General features: G+C 64.4%; 14 protein-coding genes. 9 read left to right on the top strand and 5 right to left on the bottom strand.

Annotated elements, in window-relative coordinates; translation table 11 throughout:
- The first annotated feature begins 128 nt into the window (after positions 1-128).
- Both E2H86_RS21885 and E2H86_RS21890 read left to right on the top strand, forming a co-directional pair.
- The gene (locus E2H86_RS21885; RefSeq protein ID WP_133331612.1) at positions 129-1,013 is read left to right on the top strand and encodes an NAD(P)/FAD-dependent oxidoreductase; all 885 of its coding nucleotides are present in this window, start codon (positions 129-131) and stop codon (positions 1,011-1,013) included.
- Positions 1,014-1,090: 77 nt separating this feature from the next.
- Positions 1,091-1,555, top strand: a complete 465-nt coding sequence (locus E2H86_RS21890) for a hypothetical protein (protein ID WP_133331613.1) — start codon at positions 1,091-1,093, stop codon at positions 1,553-1,555.
- Positions 1,556-1,579: 24 nt separating this feature from the next.
- On the opposite strand, the gene E2H86_RS21895 is transcribed toward E2H86_RS21890, so the two are convergent.
- On the bottom strand, positions 1,580-2,473 hold the full coding sequence (locus E2H86_RS21895) for a LysR family transcriptional regulator (protein WP_133331614.1): 894 nt from the start codon (positions 2,471-2,473) through the stop codon (positions 1,580-1,582).
- A 96-nt stretch (positions 2,474-2,569) separates the two neighbouring features.
- Between E2H86_RS21895 and E2H86_RS21900 the strand changes: the two genes are divergently transcribed.
- A complete protein-coding gene (locus E2H86_RS21900; protein WP_133331615.1) occupies positions 2,570-3,745 on the top strand; it encodes an MFS transporter in 1,176 nt (391 codons plus the stop codon).
- A 10-nt stretch (positions 3,746-3,755) separates the two neighbouring features.
- Here the strand turns inward: E2H86_RS21900 and E2H86_RS21905 are convergent, their stop codons facing one another.
- Entirely contained in the window at positions 3,756-4,127 is a 372-nt protein-coding gene (locus E2H86_RS21905) for a hypothetical protein (protein WP_133331616.1), read from the bottom strand.
- A gap of 246 nt (positions 4,128-4,373) precedes the next feature.
- Here E2H86_RS21905 and E2H86_RS21910 point away from each other — a divergent pair, with 246 nt between their 5' ends.
- Both E2H86_RS21910 and E2H86_RS21915 read left to right on the top strand, forming a co-directional pair.
- A complete protein-coding gene (locus E2H86_RS21910; RefSeq protein WP_419183285.1) occupies positions 4,374-6,227 on the top strand; it encodes a DUF1302 domain-containing protein in 1,854 nt (617 codons plus the stop codon).
- A 293-nt stretch (positions 6,228-6,520) separates the two neighbouring features.
- Positions 6,521-7,255, top strand: coding sequence for a hypothetical protein (locus tag E2H86_RS21915; RefSeq protein ID WP_133331617.1), 735 nt, complete (start codon positions 6,521-6,523; stop codon positions 7,253-7,255).
- Here E2H86_RS21915 and E2H86_RS26345 read toward each other — a convergent pair.
- Positions 7,191-7,376, bottom strand: coding sequence for a hypothetical protein (locus E2H86_RS26345; protein ID WP_133331618.1), 186 nt, complete (start codon positions 7,374-7,376; stop codon positions 7,191-7,193). The genes E2H86_RS21915 and E2H86_RS26345 overlap by 65 nt on opposite strands.
- Positions 7,377-7,591: 215 nt before the next feature.
- On the opposite strand from E2H86_RS26345, the gene E2H86_RS21925 reads away from it, so the two are divergent.
- From E2H86_RS21925 to E2H86_RS21935, 3 genes are read left to right on the top strand one after another with little or no spacing between them, the layout of a single operon-like run.
- The gene (locus E2H86_RS21925; protein WP_133331619.1) at positions 7,592-9,139 is read left to right on the top strand and encodes an AMP-binding protein; all 1,548 of its coding nucleotides are present in this window, start codon (positions 7,592-7,594) and stop codon (positions 9,137-9,139) included.
- A gap of 14 nt (positions 9,140-9,153) precedes the next feature.
- Positions 9,154-10,317, top strand: a complete 1,164-nt coding sequence (locus tag E2H86_RS21930) for an acyl-CoA dehydrogenase family protein (RefSeq protein WP_133331620.1) — start codon at positions 9,154-9,156, stop codon at positions 10,315-10,317.
- Positions 10,318-10,369: 52 nt separating this feature from the next.
- Positions 10,370-11,695, top strand: coding sequence for an MFS transporter (locus tag E2H86_RS21935; protein ID WP_133331621.1), 1,326 nt, complete (start codon positions 10,370-10,372; stop codon positions 11,693-11,695).
- Here the strand turns inward: E2H86_RS21935 and E2H86_RS21940 are convergent, their stop codons facing one another.
- Positions 11,696-12,667: a LysR family transcriptional regulator gene (locus E2H86_RS21940; RefSeq protein WP_133331622.1), complete on the bottom strand. Its 972-nt coding sequence runs from the start codon at positions 12,665-12,667 to the stop codon at positions 11,696-11,698.
- A 156-nt stretch (positions 12,668-12,823) separates the two neighbouring features.
- Here E2H86_RS21940 and E2H86_RS21945 point away from each other — a divergent pair, with 156 nt between their 5' ends.
- Entirely contained in the window at positions 12,824-14,161 is a 1,338-nt protein-coding gene (locus E2H86_RS21945; RefSeq protein WP_133331623.1) for a DUF1329 domain-containing protein, read from the top strand.
- Positions 14,162-14,274: 113 nt separating this feature from the next.
- On the opposite strand, the gene E2H86_RS21950 is transcribed toward E2H86_RS21945, so the two are convergent.
- Entirely contained in the window at positions 14,275-16,230 is a 1,956-nt protein-coding gene (locus E2H86_RS21950) for an alkyl/aryl-sulfatase (RefSeq protein WP_133331624.1), read from the bottom strand.
- Between the last annotated feature and the right edge of the window lie 43 nt (positions 16,231-16,273).

The following is a 16,273-nucleotide window of genomic DNA, read 5'->3' on the forward strand; positions in this document are numbered from 1 at the left end:
TGGCAGAGGTTGCTGCCAGCCTCACATGAAACAACAAAAGTTACAAGATCGTTGACGGACGGGTTCATGTAACTTACGTTGTGTCATGAGTTCATGAGGCTGGCCTGGTGCCAGAGGAGGTTGATGTCATGTTTGAAGTGATCATCGTGGGAGGCAGTTATGCAGGTATCTCGGCGGGCATGCAGCTGGCACGGGCACATCGAAAGGTATTGGTGATCGATGCGGGTAACCGGCGTAACCGTTTTGCCGAGCATTCCCACGGTTTTCTCGGACAGGACGGGCGTAGCCCGGCGGTGATCGTGCAGGAGGCCCGTGAGCAGTTGCTGGCCTACCCAACGGTGCAGTGGATGGTGCAATCAGCTGTGTCGGCAGAGACGCTGGGCAATGGGTTCGCCATCACTACCGCCGATGGCGTGCAGCACAGCGGGCGGCGATTGATCCTGGCTGGCGGAGTGACCGATGAGTTGCCCGCGATAGCGGGACTGCAGGAGCGTTGGGGGCGAAGCGTGTTCCATTGCCCCTATTGCCACGGCTATGAACTGGGTGGTGGCCCCATCGGCGTGCTTGCAGCCTCGCCGCTGGCCATGCATCACGCCATGATGCTGCCCGACTGGGGGCCGACCACATTGCTTCTCAATGGCGTCTTCACCCCTGATGACGACCAGTTGGCGCAGTTGCAGCGACGCGGTGTTCGGGTCGAACAGGAGGCCGTGGTGGCGGTGGCAGGGGAGCGCGCCGATATCACCCTGGCTAGCGGCAGGGTGATTGAATTTGCCGGTCTATTCACCCAGCCGCGCACGCGCATGGCCAGCACGTTGCCAGAGGAATTGGGTTGCGCCTTCGAGGACGGGCCACTGGGGCGCTTCATCAAGGTCGATGCAATGCGCGAGACCAGCGTTCCCGGGGTGTTTGCCTGTGGCGATGCGTCGGTGGCGGCGGGCAACGTGGCCATCGCAGTTGGGGATGGCGCGCGCACGGGCGGGGCTGTGCATCATTCGTTGATCTTTCGGTAGGAAAAAGCAAGGCAGCGAGTGAACATTTACCCGACACCAGCCGTCGTTAGCAGTGACCTGCCAATGCGAGAGCCGCCATGCGTACCTACCTTGCCTTGATCCTGGCCCTGGGGGGCGCCTGTGCCTTTGCCCAGCCAGCTCTGAAAGACAGTTGGACACTGCACGATCAGTTCGACCAGGCCTTCACCTTGAACGCCAGCACCCGGGTGGTGATGATCGCCCGCAGTATGTCCAGCGCGAAACTGGTCAACAGCGCGGTGGAACACACCCCTGACGGTTATCTGGATGAGCGTGGTGTGGTCTTCGTCGCCGACATCGAACGGTTGCCATCGGTGGCGCAGGCGGTGTTGGTGCCTGCCATGCGCACGGCGCGCTATCGCATCCTGCTGGATCGAGAAGGCAGCGTCGCCCCGCGTTATGGCGGTGATCGCGACAGCGTGCAGTGGCTGGAGCTCGACCACGGCAAGGTGGCCCGGGAGCGGCGCTTCAGCGATCTGCCTAGCCTGCGCCAGGCGCTGGCCGGGCAGACGCCTGGACGTTGAGGCTGACGTTCAGCGAGCAGGCGTTCAGAGCGGCTGTTGCGCCAGCAGAAAGTCCACGAATACCCGCACCCGGGCAGGCATCGAAGGGCCGCCGACGAAGACGGCATGGATCGGCTCTTTGTCGCCGGGGTTGAAATCTTGAAGCACTGGGACCAGGGTGCCGCTGCGCAATTCGTCGACCACGGTGAATTCACCGATACGGGCGATGCCGGCTCCAAGCCTGGCCAGTTGCGCCAGCGCCTCGCCACTGCTGCAGGCGATGTTGCCATTGATCTTGAGGGTGAATGCCTCACCATCGCGACGGAACGGCCAGTCGGGGGAGGCTCGCCGAAAGTTGAAGCGCAGGCAGTTGTGCCGCAGCAGGTCTTCGGGTTGACGAGGCACGCCGCAGCGTTCAAGGTATTCGGGCGAGGCCACTATCACCTGACCGGTTTCGCCGATCCTGCGGGCGCTCAACGCGCTGTCCGGCAGGTCGCCGAAACGTATCCCGACATCCGCCTCGCCCCCCAGGATGTCGACCACTTCGTCGCCCAGCGACAAATCCACCACCACCTCCGGGTACAAGGCGCTGAACGCCGCCACCAGTGGCACCACCGTCAGCCGGCCATGGCCCAGCGCCGCACTGACCCGCAACCTGCCTCTTGGCACTCCTTGGTCGGCAACGGCCTGTTCGACCTCATCCATGTCCGCCAGGATCCGCCGCGCACCCCGTAAATAGGCTTCGCCTTCGGTGGTCAAGGTGATCGCCCGGGTGGTGCGCAACAGTAGCCGACTGCCCAGGCGTTGCTCGGCGCGGGCAATGATGCGGCTGACTGCCGAGGGCGTCAGCCCCAGTTCCCGCGCCGCGCCCGACAGGCTCCCTGCATCCATCACTCGCACGAAAACCGCCATTTCTCCCGATCGACCGATGTAGTCCATTTGTGCCTCATGCGCAAAGGTGATTGGCGTTAGCGCCGTCTAGTGCTTTCACGAAGGCGATCGTAGCATTCGCCGCATAGATAAGGAGTTATTACCATGCGTATCAATCTACCGCTGATAGCACTTGCCATAGGCGCCTTCGGCATCGGTGTGACCGAGTTCGCGCCCATGGGCATGCTGCCCAGCATCGCCACCGGCCTTGGGGTGTCGATTCCTGCTGCCGGACTGTTGGTCAGCGCCTATGCCTTAGGCGTACTGATCGGCGCGCCGCTGATGACCCTGGCCACGGTGAAGATACCGCGGCGCTATCTGCTGATCGGCCTGATGGCCATCTTCACCCTGGGCAACCTGATGTCTGCCGTGGCCAGCGATTATCTGAGTCTGATGCTGGCCCGTGTGGTCACTTCGCTGAACCATGGTGCGTTCTTCGGCGTGGGTGCGGTGGTGGCGGCCAGCGTGGTGGCCCCCGAAAAGCGCGCCGGCTCCGTGGCGGCGATGTTCATGGGGCTGACGCTGGCCACCATCGGCGGCGTGCCGCTGGCGACCTGGTTCGGTGAAATGTTCGGCTGGCGCACCGCGTTCTGGGGCATTGCAGGGCTCGGCGTGGTCGCGATGGCGACCCTCGCTTATGCCTTGCCTAACGTGCCCCTGCCCAAAGGTGATGGTGTCATGGCCGAGATCCGTGTGCTGGGCCGTGGCCCAGTCCTGGCGGCCTTGGCGCTGACCGTGGTCGGTTCCAGCGCGATGTTCACGGTCTTCACCTATATCGCGCCGATCCTGCACGACCAGGCCCAGGCGTCGACGCGCTTCATCACGGGCATGTTGGTACTGTTCGGGGTCGGCCTGACCTTGGGCAACATGTGGGGTGGCAAGGCGGCGGACCGCTCGATCGACCGCACCTTGATCGTCTCGCTGGTGGTATTGATCGCCGTGCTGCTGGTGTTCCCGCTGGTACTCGGCTGGGCCGTGCCGACGGCACTGGCGATTCTGCTCTGGGGCGCGGCGAGTTTCGCGCTGGTGCCGCCCTTGCAGATGCGCGTGATGGAAGCCGCCAAAGATGCGCCGAACCTGGCCTCTGCGGTGAACATCGGAGCATTCAACCTTGGCAATGCCGTGGGTGCGGCGCTGGGCGGGGCGGTGATCAATGCGGGCTTGGGTTACCCGGCGATCTCGTTTGCCGGTGCGACGATGGCGGCGCTTGGGCTAGTGATGGTGCTGGGCTTGGCATGGCGTTCGCGCAGTGCGGTGGTCGCCTGCAAAGCCGCAGCTTGAAGCCCGGGGCCTATCGGCGGTAATGCCGATGGGGATCGTCATAGTGGTGATCCATCGCCCGGTGATGGCGGCGCTGCCACTCGCGCTGGCGCTCGATCTCGCGGCGATGCTGCTCGCGGCGCCATTGTTCCCTGCGCCATTCTTCCCGGCGGTGATCCCAGCGGTGATCATGGCGATAGCGGTCGTCATGGGCCAGCAACGGTGCGGCGTGGTCGTTGGCCACGCTGGCCAGGTTCGGCCATGGTGTGGCGGGAGCCTGCTCCTTGGCCGGGGGGATGACCAAGGCAGGGCCCGTAGCCTGCATCTGCGTGGCTGAGGCCGAACCCACCGCCGCGAACGCGAACAGGCCAAACAGCACCATCCGGGGGACATGGAATTTCATAGGCGATGACAACCTCTTGCAAATTAATGGCTTAGCCCATTTTCTCCAGGCCTCTACATAGACCTGAAAATTCGAAAAAGTTCTGATCCCCCGTTGCCCCATGCCGAAGCGTTATGGGCGCGATCCGAAGACGCTATTTGTTGCCCTTTCGCCATCCTCCCTAATATCGGGCTGCACGCAGGTGCTCTTGCCCTGACGCTGCCCAGACAGACCTCAATTTCAAACAAAACCAAGAGGTTGATCGTGATAGAACCCATTGCGCGCAGTGGCCATCGTGTGCCGCTGGCTGCTTTCTGCTGCCTCGTTTTCAGTGCCTGTGCACAGGGCGCTTCCTTCCAGATCGGTGAGATCGACGGCCAGTTCGACTCTGCGCTGAGCTTTGGCGTCGGCGTCTCCACCGCAAACCCCGACAAGCTTCAGCTCCAAGCGGCCAACGGCAACGACGGACGCCGCAACTACCGCTCCGGCGATGTGTTCTCGGCGGTGTTCAAAGGCGTTCATGACCTCCAGCTCAGGCACGGCGACTTCGGCGTTTTTCTGCGCGGCACGTATTGGTACGACACCGCCCAGCGCGATCATAGTCAGCGCTTCGTCGACATCGACGACCACAATCGCAAGGCGTCGGCGAAGACCGCCGGCGGGCAGTTGCTCGATGCTTTCGGTTATTACCTCTATGACATCGACGGCGAGCCTGGCTCCGCGCGTCTGGGCAAACAAGTGGTGAACTGGGGCGAGAGCCTGTTCATCCAGGGTGGGCTGAATGTGATCAACCCATTCAACCAAGCGGCCTTGCGTCGACCAGGGGCCGAGGTCAAGGACGCCCTGGTGCCGGTCAACCTGTTCTACATCACCCAGAACCTCAACGAGGCGGTGTCGATCGATGCCTTCTACCAGCTCGATTGGGAGCAGACCCAGCTCGACAACTGCGGCACCTACTTCTCGGGTAATGACTTCATGCCCGATGGCTGCGTTGGCCTCGACGTCGGCGGCCGGCAGCTGAGCGGCCAGCGTGCGGCACAAGCCCTGGCGCCGTTTGGCGTGGAGTTGGTCGAGGAGGGCGTGCGGGTGCCCCGGGGCGGTGACGAGGATGCACGCAACAGCGGGCAGTGGGGGCTGTCGTTGCACTGGTACGTCGCGCAGCTGGACACTGAATTCGGCGTCTATGCCGCCAATTACCATAGTCGCGCGCCGTTTCTCGGCACGGTCAGCAGCCGTTACTTCAGCAACACCGATTTCGCCCCGCAACTCTGCGCCAACCTCGGCGTGGCGTTGAGCAATTGCGGTGCATTCCTGAACTCGTCCAGCGGTCAGAGTCTGGCCGGCGCGCTGCGTATGGGGACTTCCGCCTACCGAGCGCAATACCCCGAGGACATTCGTCTGTATGGTCTGAGCTTCGCCACCACCTTGCGAACCGGCACGACGTTGCAAGGCGAGCTGACCTACCGGCCAAACATGCCGGTACAGCTCAACGGCACCGATATCCTGCAGTCGTTGCTCAATGTCGATAGCCGCAGCCCCTTGCTGGCCGACGGTCTGCGTCCTGAGGCCGACGAAGCGTTGTTCGACGGCTATCGGCGCAAGGAAATCACCCAGATGCAAGTGTCGGCCCTGCACGCCTTCAGTCGCGTGATGGGGGCCAACCAGTTGGTGCTGGCGGGCGAGATCGGCGCGACTTACGTCGGTGGCCTGGAGGGTCGGTTCGGCCCGCGCTACGGCCGCTCCGGCGCTTACGGCAGTGGCGAGTTGGAGGACAACAGCGTGTGCGAGGCGATTTCCCGCGCGCCCGAATACTGCAACGGCGACGGTTTCGTCACACCGTTCTCCTGGGGCTACCGGCTGAAGGCGACCTGGAGCTACCCCAACCTGATTCCAGGGGTGGATCTGCGTCCCAATCTGGCCTGGTCACACGATGTCAGGGGCTACTCGCCTGGCGATGGTTCGGCGTTCAACGAAGGCTCGCGGTCGATCGGCGTGGGACTGGATGCCTCGCTGGCCGGCAAGTATTCGTTCAGCATCGCCTACACCGATTACCGCGATGGCGACTACGGCGTTCGGGGTGATCGTGATTTTGTCTCGATCAGTGTTGGGGCGAGCTTTTGAATTTGATTTAGCGGCGGCTCGGTTAAGGCCTCCAGGTGCTTGTCTTGGGGGGTGAGGTGGTGCATGAATCGAGCGCCGCCCGCGCGGCGCTCGATCTCACAGCCGCCAAATCCCGCACGGCAGGCATGATAACGGCGGTATTGGCGGCGTTGCCGGGCGGATTGCCAGCTACACTCCTCGGCAAAGTGCTGGGTGAGGGCGGTGTCGCCTTTACCCAGCGCCTGGGCCTTGCCTCGGCGTCGCTAAGTTGGCAACCTTGGGCCGCTTGAAAAACGACCAGAAGGAAACCGCCTTTGAGCTGGGATAAAGTGGGAAAACTCCTTGTAGCCGTGCTGCTGGGCATCATGGCCCTGCTGGTCGTCTACTCGGTGTTGCGCAGTAGCCCGCGCCTGGAGGCGTCGCTGACCTACGCCTATCTCACCTACCCCAGCCAATTCAGCGAGCGCATCAGCAGTGCCAGTGACGCACTCAAGTATGAGCATCTGCGTCCGCGCATCAGCGCGGTTGGCCAAGGGCGTCTGGAGCCTGAACAAGTGGACCGTCTGGTCGACCTCGCCCAAGCGCCCTATGTCCAACTGTTCGCCAAACCCTTCGAGGCCGGGTTGGTGGACCATCGCACCGGCCTGGTGATCGAACTGCACAATACCGGCGACTCGCCCGTGCGCGAAGTCAAGATTCGCCTGCCCGCCAAAGGGCTGGTGCAAGTGCGCGACGCCCAAGGCAACGACAGCATTCCGGACAACGCCACCGCCCTGGTGGAGATCCCCGCCATCGAGGCCGGCGGTGCCTGCAAGGTCTGGGTCTATTTCGACGCCGATTACTCGCAGATCCGCCAGGGTGGCATTGGTATCAGCCACGCCGACGGCGTCGCCGATATCCAGGTCTATCGCGAATTCAAAGGCTTCCCCGCACTGGTAGCGCGCTACAGTCGCGAACTGGTGGCGTTGCTCGGTGTCTTGCTGCTCAGCGTGCTGGGGCTGGGTTATGCCTGCCTGACTCGGCCGCGCGCAGCGGTGGCTTCGCGTTAGCCGCCTGGGTTGGCCCGGGGCGTTGATGGCGCCGGGCGATTCGCAGTACTCCCCACAACATTGCCAGCGCCACTGCTAGCCAGGCGCTGATCAGGCTGAAAAGGGTCATCGCAAGGCTCATACGGTCCTCCTTTGCTTTGCCGCCTTCCTGATAGCTGACTGCTATCGCGATTGGGGGACTCCCTGGACCGGCCATCTTCCGGATGAATGGTCGTCGTTCAACCGATGCCCGACCCAGCGCATTTCGGCATGGCCTGCATCCACATCTGGTATTACGCCACCGCGGCGGCGGCTGTTTAGCATCGTCCAGGTCTTACTGTCGACGAGAATAACAACGTGAACCTGGGAAACATCATCAGTCGAAGCGCAACGTACTGGCCCGACCGTGTCGCCGTTGCCGACGCCAACACCCGCGTGACCTTCAGCCAGCTCGAAGCACGCAGCAATCGCCTGGCCTCTGGGTTGGGTACGCTGGGGGTCGCTGCCGGCGAACATGTGGCGATCCTGGCCGCCAACCGTGTCGAACTGGTCGAGGCGGAGGTGGCCTTGTACAAGGCCGCGATGGTCAAGGTGCCGATCAACGCGAGATTGTCGCTTGAGGAAGTGCTGCGGGTGCTGGAGGATTCCTGCAGCGTCGTGGTGATTACCGACGCCAGCTTCGCTGCCGCACTCGCCGAGCGTCGCGCGGTGCTGCCGCGCTTGCGCCATATCGTCGCCCTGGACGGCGATGCGGGTGACGTCAGCTATCCGGCGCTGCTCGAGCGCGGCAGCCCGGCGGCGGTCAACCTCGATCCGGCCGACGACACCCTGGCGGTGTTGCACTACACCTCGGGCAGCTCCGGCGTGCTCAAGGCCGCGATGCTCAGCTTCGGCAACCGCAAGGCGCTGATCCGCAAGAGTATCGCCAGCCCGACCCGGCGCGCAGCGCCAGGCGACGTCATGGCTCATGTCGGGCCGATCACCCATGCCAGCGGCATGCAGATCATGCCATTGCTGGCGGTGGGCGCCTGCAACCTGCTGCTCGAACGCTACGATGATCGCCTGCTGCTGGAAACCATCCAGCAAGAGCGAGTGACGCGCCTGTTCCTGGTGCCGGCCATGATCAACCGCCTGGTCAATTACCCCGGCGTGGAGCGCTTCGACCTGTCCAGCCTGCGCCTGGTCATGTATGGCGCTGCGCCGATGGCCCCGGCCCTGGTGAAAAAAGCCATCCAGCTGTTCGGGCCGATCCTCGCCCAGGGCTATGGCGCGGGAGAAACCTGCTCGCTGGTCACGGTTCTGACCGAGCAGGATCACCTGGTCGAGGATGGCGACTACCGCCGTTTGGCCTCGTGCGGACGTTGTTACTTCGAAACCGACCTGCGGGTGGTCAATGCGGCCTTCGAGGACGTGGCGGTCGGCGAAGTCGGCGAGATCGTCGTCAAAGGCCCCGACATCATGCAGGGCTATTGGCGCGGCCCCGAGCTCACCGCCGAAGTGATGCACGACGGCTACTACCTCACCGGCGACCTGGCCACGGTCGATGCCCAGGGCTACGTGTTCATCGTCGATCGCAAGAAGGAAATGATCATTTCCGGCGGTTTCAACGTGTACCCGAGCGAAGTCGAGCAGGTGCTCTACAGCTTGCCCGAAGTGTTCGAGGCCGCAGTGGTCGGCGTGCCCGACGAGCAATGGGGCGAAGCGGTGCGCGCCGTGGTGGTGCTCAAACCCGGCGCCCAACTGAGCGAAGCCGAGGTGATCGAGCGGTGTGGCCGCGCCCTGGCCGGCTTCAAGAAACCCCGTGCGGTGGACTTCGTCGGCGAACTGCCGAAGAACCCCAACGGCAAGGTCGTTCGCCGCCTGGTGCGCGACGCCTACTGGAAAGACAGCGACCGTCGTATTTGACTTGGAGCACTACCATGTACCAACCCAGTGAAAAAGCCCGCCAGATCATCGAAGCCATCGACGGCTTTATCCGTGACCAGGTCAAGCCGCTGGAGCAACGCGAACAGCTCAGCTGGTCGCGTCCGCATCCGCTGCCGGTGTTGCGCGAGGTATGGCGGCGCTCGAGCGAGCAGGGCCTGTACACCGTGATGTTGCCTGAGGCGCTCGGCGGTGCCGGCTTGAACGTGGCCGACCTCTGCGCGGTGAAGGAGGCCACCCATCTCAGCGGATCGATGCTGGCTGCGCACGTGCTCGGCGAGCTGTCCGGACCGCCGCGTATCGGCCACCTGTTCAAGGTCGCCAGCGCGCATCAGGTCGAGGCGTTCCTGCAGCCGGTGTGCCGCGCCGAGAAGGCCGTGTGCTTCGCCCTCACCGAAGCCGAGGCGGGTTCCGATGCCACGGCGATCACCACCCAGGCGCGGCGCGAGGGTGATCACTATGTGCTCAGCGGCGCCAAGCGCTACATCTCTGGGGCCAGCTATGCCGACCTGGCGGTACTGCTCGCAGTGACCGATCCTGGGCGTGGCGCGCAAGGTATCTCGGCATTCTTCGTCGACCTCAAGGCACCGGGTGTGAAGGTGCAGAGCGACTATGCGGTGATGTCCGGCGGCGGTGCCCATGGCGATATCCTGCTCGATGAAGTGCGCGTGCCGGTGGACAACCTCATCGGCGAGGAGGGCGCCGGCTTCAAGCTGGCCATGGGCCGGATCACCCTGAACCGTCTGCTGCACTGCCCGACGCTGCTGGGCATGGCCGGCCTGGCCCTGAACCTGTCGATCGAGCATGCGCGCACGCGCAAGCAGTTCGGTCAGCCCATCGCCATGTTCCAGGCGGTCAATCATCAGATCGCCGACATGGCCACCGAACTGCATGCGGCGCGCAGCATGGTCTACGCCACGGCAGCGCTCAATGATGCCGGTGGCGACATCCGCACCCAGGCGCCGATGTGCAAATTGTTCGTTTCCGAAGCAGCGTTCCGCATCGCCGACCGAGCCGTGCAGATCCATGGCGGAGCAGGGTTGATGCAGGGGCATCCGGTGGAGTGGATCTTCCGCGCCACCCGTATGATGCGCATCCTTACTGGTACCAGCGAGATCCAGCGAAATACCATTGCCAAGGGTGTGCTCATGCCGGGCTAGCCGATGCTTGCAGTCGCTTCATCACAGACAAAAACAATAAGGAACGATAACCATGTCCACCCCCTCCACGCTGCCCAATCCGCGTAGCGCGTGGCTGATCGCCGCGATGCTGGCGCTGCTGATGCTGGTCAATTTCCTCGACAAGGTGGTGATCGGTCTGGTCGCCGTGCCCATGAGCGAAGAGTTGGGCCTGAGCCCCACCGAGTTCGGCCTGATCGGCGGTGCGCTGCACTGGTTCTTCGCCATCTCCGCTGTCGTCGGCGGCTTCATGGCCAACCGTCGGCCGACCCGTTCGCTGTTGCTCGGCATGGGGCTGTTCTGGGCGCTGCTGCAACTGCCGATGCTGTTCGTCACCTCGTTGTGGGCCATCGTCGCTTGCCGGGTACTGCTCGGCATCGGCGAGGGACCCGCTTCACCGGTGGCCACCCATGCCCTGTACAAGTGGTTTCCCAACGATCGCCGCAGCCTGCCGGTGGCGCTGTTGCATGCCGGCAGCGCCATGGGTCTGCTGGTGGCCGGGGCGATGATTCCGTGGATCAGCGTGCATTACGGCTGGCGCATGAACTTCATCGTGCTGGCCGTGATCGGCGGGGTCTGGTGTCTGCTGTGGTGGCGACTGGGCCAGGAAGGCTCGCTGGACCGGCTGCGTGCAGGGCAACCCAAGTCCCAGGAGGCCGCGCTGCCTTATGCGCGCCTGCTCAGTGACCCGACCGTGCTCGGCAACTATCTGTGCCACTTCGCCGCCAACTGGTCGCTCGCCCTGACCCTGACCTGGGTACCCAGCTACCTGCAGATCGGCCTGGGTATCGGGGCCCTGGAAACCGGTCGGCTGTTCGTCATGTTCGTGCTGGTGACCACGCCGCTGAGCTTGTTCATGGCTTGGTTGTCGCAGCGCCTGATGCGCAAAGGCTGGTCCTCGCGCAGCGCGCGCGGGGTCTTCGTCTCGGCATGCCTGATCGTTGCCGGTCTGTTGTCGTCGACCTTGATCCTGCCAGGGCTGAGCACCACCGAGCGGGTGATAGCCTTGACCTTCAGCGGCGGCCTGGCGCTGGTGATGTACTCGGTGGGGCCGGCGATGCTGGCAGAGTTCACGCCCAGCGGGCAGCGCGGCGCGGTGCTGGCCATCGGTAACGCTGTCGCTTCGCTGGCAGGGCTGGCCGCGCCGGTGGTCACCGGTTTGCTGGTGCAGGGCGCCGGAGCTGCGCACCCGGGCGGTTACGCCCAGGGCTTCCTGGTCTGTGGTGCGGTGCTGGTGTCGGCAGGCCTGCTCGGGCTGGTGACGCTCAATCCACAGCGCACGTTGGCTCGCCTGGGGGCCTCGGGGGCGTTGCCGCCGCAGGCCGCCGGGCAGCCTGCGATGCCTCATACGCCGAGCTGATCACCAGGCCAGACGCCAACCTTCGCCGCGTCCGAAGGCGTCCCCAAGGCCTTCGGCGTCGGTGATCAGTTCGCCTTGCCACTGTCCGCTGCGCACCAGGTCCACCAGCACGCCGCGGACCAGGTCGCGCATGCAGCCGGCAGCGAACGACAGCGGTTTGTGTCGGGAGTGGGCCAGCGCGATGGTGCGGCTGATGCCCGGGTCGACGATACGCCGAGCGCTGATCGGTGCCAGCAGTTCGAGCAGGGGCGGCCAGTTGCTGATGGTCGCCGCCAACCCTGCGCGTACCAGGCTGGCGATACCCGGCGCGGACTGCTGTTCGTAGGCGACATTCAAGGCCACGCCCGCTTCCATGGCCGCTTGCTCGATGCGCCTTCGCAGGTGCAACGCCCGGGGTGGCAGCACCAGGCGGGTTGCGGCGGCCTCGGCCAGGCTGATGGTCTCGGTGGTGCCCGGCGCCGTGCTACCAACCCAATATAGGGCTTCGGTGAAGATCGGTTCGGCCGTCACGTGTTCGAGTTCTTCGGCATTGGGCACCACGCCGAAATCCACCTTGCCCAGCTCGATCGCCTGGCCACCTTCGCGGCTCAAGCCATCCCACACGGTCAGGGTCACGCCAGGAAAGCGCTGCTCGGCCTGGCGCAGAATCTCTGGCAGCAGCAGGGCTGCAGCCGTGGCCGGAAGAGAGATGGCCACATGGCCTTTGGGGTCGCCACGGCTGGACTTGAGCTCGTCCTTGACCGAATCGAGCTTCTGCACCACCTGCCGGGCCACTTCGTACAACTGGCGGCCGGCATCGGTGAGGGCGATACCGTCGTGCTGGCGGTCGAGCAACTGCATTTCCAACTCGCTTTCCAGCAAGCCGATTTGCCGGCTCAGGGCCGGCTGGGCGATGAACGAGCGGCGGGCGGCGGAGGAGAAACTGCCGGCCTCGACGATGGCGATCAAATAACGAAGTTGCTTCAGCGTCATGGGTGCTTCCAGGCTATGCCGAACTGATATGGCACGTATCCGAACACGTTATTTGTGGGGGTCGGAGCGTGGCTCCTAGTATCACCCGGAAGAGGCGTGGCGAGGCAAGCCCGCTTTCCAACAAGAGCCTGGGCGTCACTGATCGAGGACAATGCCATGAACAGGACCATCGCTGTACTGCTCGCCTGCGGGTGGGCCGCTGCCGTGTCTGCGCAGACCGAAACCTTACCTGCCACCTTGACCCCCATCGGCGCCGAACGCGCGGCCAGCGCGGACGGTGTCATTCCCGCCTGGAGCGGCGGCCTGCAAGCCGGGCAGGTATCGCTCTCGGTGAACGGCACGCCACTTGACCCCTACGCCGACGAGCAGCCGCTGTTCACCATCACCGCCGCCAATGCGGCGCAGTATCAGCAACACCTCAGTGCCGGGCAACTGGCCTTGCTCAAACGCTACCCCGACACATACCGCTTGCCGGTCTATGCCACCCACCGCAGCGTCGCGGTACCGGCCAAGGTGGCGCACTGGGCGAGCATCAACGCTGCCCACGCGCACCTCAGTGACGATGGCAACGGCTTGTCCGAGTTCGTTGGCGTGGTTGCCTTCCCGCAGCCTCGCAATGGCCTGGAAGTGTTGTGGAACCATCTCACGCGCCCACGCAATGGCAGCTATTCCCAAGCTTCGGACAGCCTCATTCCGCGCGGTCCCGGGCAGTACGTGCTGACCAGCGCGCGCCAGGCCTTTGCCCGGCCCGACGCATTGCCAGGCTGGACGCCCGACCATCCCAGCGAGGTGCTGTACTACTTCAGTCACCAGATGACCGCACCGACGCGCCTGGCCGGTGAGGCGCTGGTGATGCACGAGACCCTGGACCAGGTGGCCCAGCCGCGCCTGTCGTGGCTGTACAGTGCCGCCATGCGCCGGGTGCGTCGTGCCCCTGGGGTGGACTACGACAGCATCACCCCAGGTACCGGTGGTCTGCGTACCGCCGACAGCCGCGACATGTTCAGTGGTGCGCCGGACCGATACGACTGGAAGCTGTTGGGCAAGAAGACCCTCTATGTTCCGTACAACAGCTATCGGCTGGCTTCGCCTGCTTTGCCCTATGCCGAGTTGATCGGCCCTGGACATGTGCCTGCGGCGCCCACACGTTACGAACTGCACCGGGTGTGGGAGGTGCTCGGCACCCTCAAGCCTGGCGCCGAGCATTTGTATGCCAGCCGCCGCTATTACGTCGACGAAGACAGCTGGGCGATTCTCGAGGCGGATTTCTTCGACGCTCGCGGAGCGCTGTGGCGCACGGCCCAGGCGCACAGCTACTACCACGTGGTGGGCGAGGCGCCGGTGAACGCCATGGAGGTCATCTACGACCTGCGCAGCGGCCGCTACCAGCTGTCGGGGCTGACCAACCAGCAGCCGCGGCCGTTCGACTTCAACGTGGCCACCACTGCGTCGCATTTCTCCCCCGGTGGGTTGCGTAGCCGCAGCGTGCGCTGAGGCGCGAGACAGGCTGTCGGTGTCAATGGCAACGCCGCCATCGCGGTCCCGGTGATTCCACACGGGTCGCGATGGCGGCGTTGTTCGAGGTGACGCAAACTCATCGAGCCTGATCAAGGCGTGACGATATTGAACCGCGCCGGGGCTTCTTCCAACCCGCCCATGAAACGCAGGAACTTGCCCCGTGCGCCGTCGATGGTGATGCCGCCTGCGGTGGCTTCCTTGAGGAAGCCGGTCTGTTTCAAGGCGATGCGGTCCAGCGTCGCCTTGGACATGCTGACCTGCACATCCGCCTGGCGATGACGCTGGTGGTCTCGGTGGGTCAGCACGCCGTTGCGCACGGTCAGCGCATAGTCCTCGTCCAGGTCGGTGAACCGCCAGTTGATGGTCAGGTCCTGATCGGCCGCCTTCGCTGCGTCCACACGAGTGCCCAGGTAATCGAAGAACAGCGTCGGTGTCAGTGCCCGGACCAGGTCGTCGGCGCTGCCGCCGGCGGTGGCGCTGGATACGCCATTGCGCAGTTCCTGGGCACCGCTGAGATAGGCATTGCGCCACGTGGCGTTCTCGGTCTGGTAGCCCAACTGCTCAAGGGCATCGGCCTGCAGCTCGCGGGCGGCGCCGTTGTCCGGCTGGGCGAACACCAGGTGGTTGGTGAGTTGCGCGACCCAGCGGTAATCACCTTCGGCATAGGCTTTGCGCGCCAGCTTCAGCACCTGCTCGGCTCCGCCCATGGCGGCAACGTAACGCTGCCCGGCGGCGCTGGGCGGCAACGGGTCGAGGTTGGCCGGGTTGCCGTCATAGAAGCCCATGTAGCGCTGGTACACCGCCCGCACGTTATGGCTGAGCGAGCCATAGTAGTCACGGCTGTACCAGGTGTTGGCCAACCGTGGCGGCAGCGAGGTCAGTTGCGCGGCGATTTCGGTCGGGGTCAAGCCCTGGTTGATCAGGCGCAGGGTCTGGCTGTCGATGAAGGCATACATGTCGCGCTGGTCGGCCAGGTAATCGCGAATGGCCTGGCCACCCCAGGTTGGCCAGTGATGCTGGGCGAACACCACGTCGGCCTGGTCGCCATAGCGCACCAGGGCCTGATCGAGGTAGTGCGCCCAGACCTTGGCATCGCGCACCTCGGCACCGCGAATGGTCAACACGTTGTGTTGCACATGGCTGGCGTTCTCCGCCATGCACAGGGCCTTGAACTGAGGGAACCACAGGTTCATCTCGGCGGGGGCCTCGGTGCCCGGGGTGAGTTGGAACTCGATGTCCACGCCGTCGATACGCAGGCTTTCCAGTGGCTTGCTGATTTCCCGCGTCGGTGCGATCAGGCTGACGGTGGCATTGGTCGGCACGCCTTTGCCCAGGCCAGCATCGACCTGGCCGCGGGGGCTGCGAGGCAAGGGGGCGCCGTACATGTATTGGGCCCGGCGCCTCATCGCCGGCCCTGCCAACACGTTCTCGCTGACCGCGTGCTCGAAGAAGCCTTGCGGCGCGATCACCTGGACCTTGCCGGCGTGCACGTCCGCTTCGTCGATGACGCCGCGCACGCCGCCGAAGTGGTCCACGTGCGGGTGGGTGTAGATCACCGCGACCACGGGACGCTTGGGGCGGTGCTTGAAATACAGGTCCAGGGCGGCTCGGGCGGTTTCCACCGACAGCAGCGGGTCCATCACGATCAGGCCGGTGTCGCCTTCGATCAGGGTCATGTTGGCCAGGTCGAGGCCGCGGACCTGATAGATACGCTCACTGACCTTGAACAACCCGGCGATGGTGTTGAGCTGGGCGATGCGCCACAGGCTCGGGTTGACCGTGGCCGGTGCATTGCCGCCGAGAAAACCGTAGCGGCTCGGGTCCCACACCGTTTGCTGCTGGGCGTTGACGATGCGACTGTCGAATCGCTCGATCAGGCCACGTTGGGCCGCGTCGAAATCGCCGCGGTCGGCGAAGGGCAGGCGTTGCAACCATTGCTGATTGGCGTGCTCGGTGGTCGGGGTGGCGTCCTTGCTGGCGATGGCGGCATGGCTGGCCAGAGGCACCAGCAAGGCGAGGGCGAGCAGGCGGAATGGTGGGGGCATGGGACGTCCTTCTTGTTATGTGGAAAACGGGCTCAAGAGCCGG

Origin of the sequence: Pseudomonas putida (assembly GCF_004357765.1) — a bacterium.
Classification (GTDB): domain Bacteria; phylum Pseudomonadota; class Gammaproteobacteria; order Pseudomonadales; family Pseudomonadaceae; genus Aquipseudomonas; species Aquipseudomonas putida_U.

Bases quoted from the DNA above. Each gene is read 5' to 3' on its own strand.
- E2H86_RS21885 (WP_133331612.1), top strand. From the start codon at position 129: ATGTTTGAAGTGATCATCGTGGGAGGCAGTTATGCAGGTATCTCGGCG.
- E2H86_RS21890 (WP_133331613.1), top strand. From the start codon at position 1,091: ATGCGTACCTACCTTGCCTTGATCCTGGCCCTGGGGGGCGCCTGTGCC.
- E2H86_RS21895 (WP_133331614.1), bottom strand. From the start codon at position 2,473: ATGGACTACATCGGTCGATCGGGAGAAATGGCGGTTTTCGTGCGAGTG.
- E2H86_RS21900 (WP_133331615.1), top strand. From the start codon at position 2,570: ATGCGTATCAATCTACCGCTGATAGCACTTGCCATAGGCGCCTTCGGC.
- E2H86_RS21905 (WP_133331616.1), bottom strand. From the start codon at position 4,127: ATGAAATTCCATGTCCCCCGGATGGTGCTGTTTGGCCTGTTCGCGTTC.
- E2H86_RS26345 (WP_133331618.1), bottom strand. From the start codon at position 7,376: ATGAGCCTTGCGATGACCCTTTTCAGCCTGATCAGCGCCTGGCTAGCA.
- E2H86_RS21930 (WP_133331620.1), top strand. From the start codon at position 9,154: ATGTACCAACCCAGTGAAAAAGCCCGCCAGATCATCGAAGCCATCGAC.
- E2H86_RS21935 (WP_133331621.1), top strand. From the start codon at position 10,370: ATGTCCACCCCCTCCACGCTGCCCAATCCGCGTAGCGCGTGGCTGATC.
- E2H86_RS21940 (WP_133331622.1), bottom strand. From the start codon at position 12,667: ATGACGCTGAAGCAACTTCGTTATTTGATCGCCATCGTCGAGGCCGGC.
- E2H86_RS21945 (WP_133331623.1), top strand. From the start codon at position 12,824: ATGAACAGGACCATCGCTGTACTGCTCGCCTGCGGGTGGGCCGCTGCC.
- E2H86_RS21950 (WP_133331624.1), bottom strand. From the start codon at position 16,230: ATGCCCCCACCATTCCGCCTGCTCGCCCTCGCCTTGCTGGTGCCTCTG.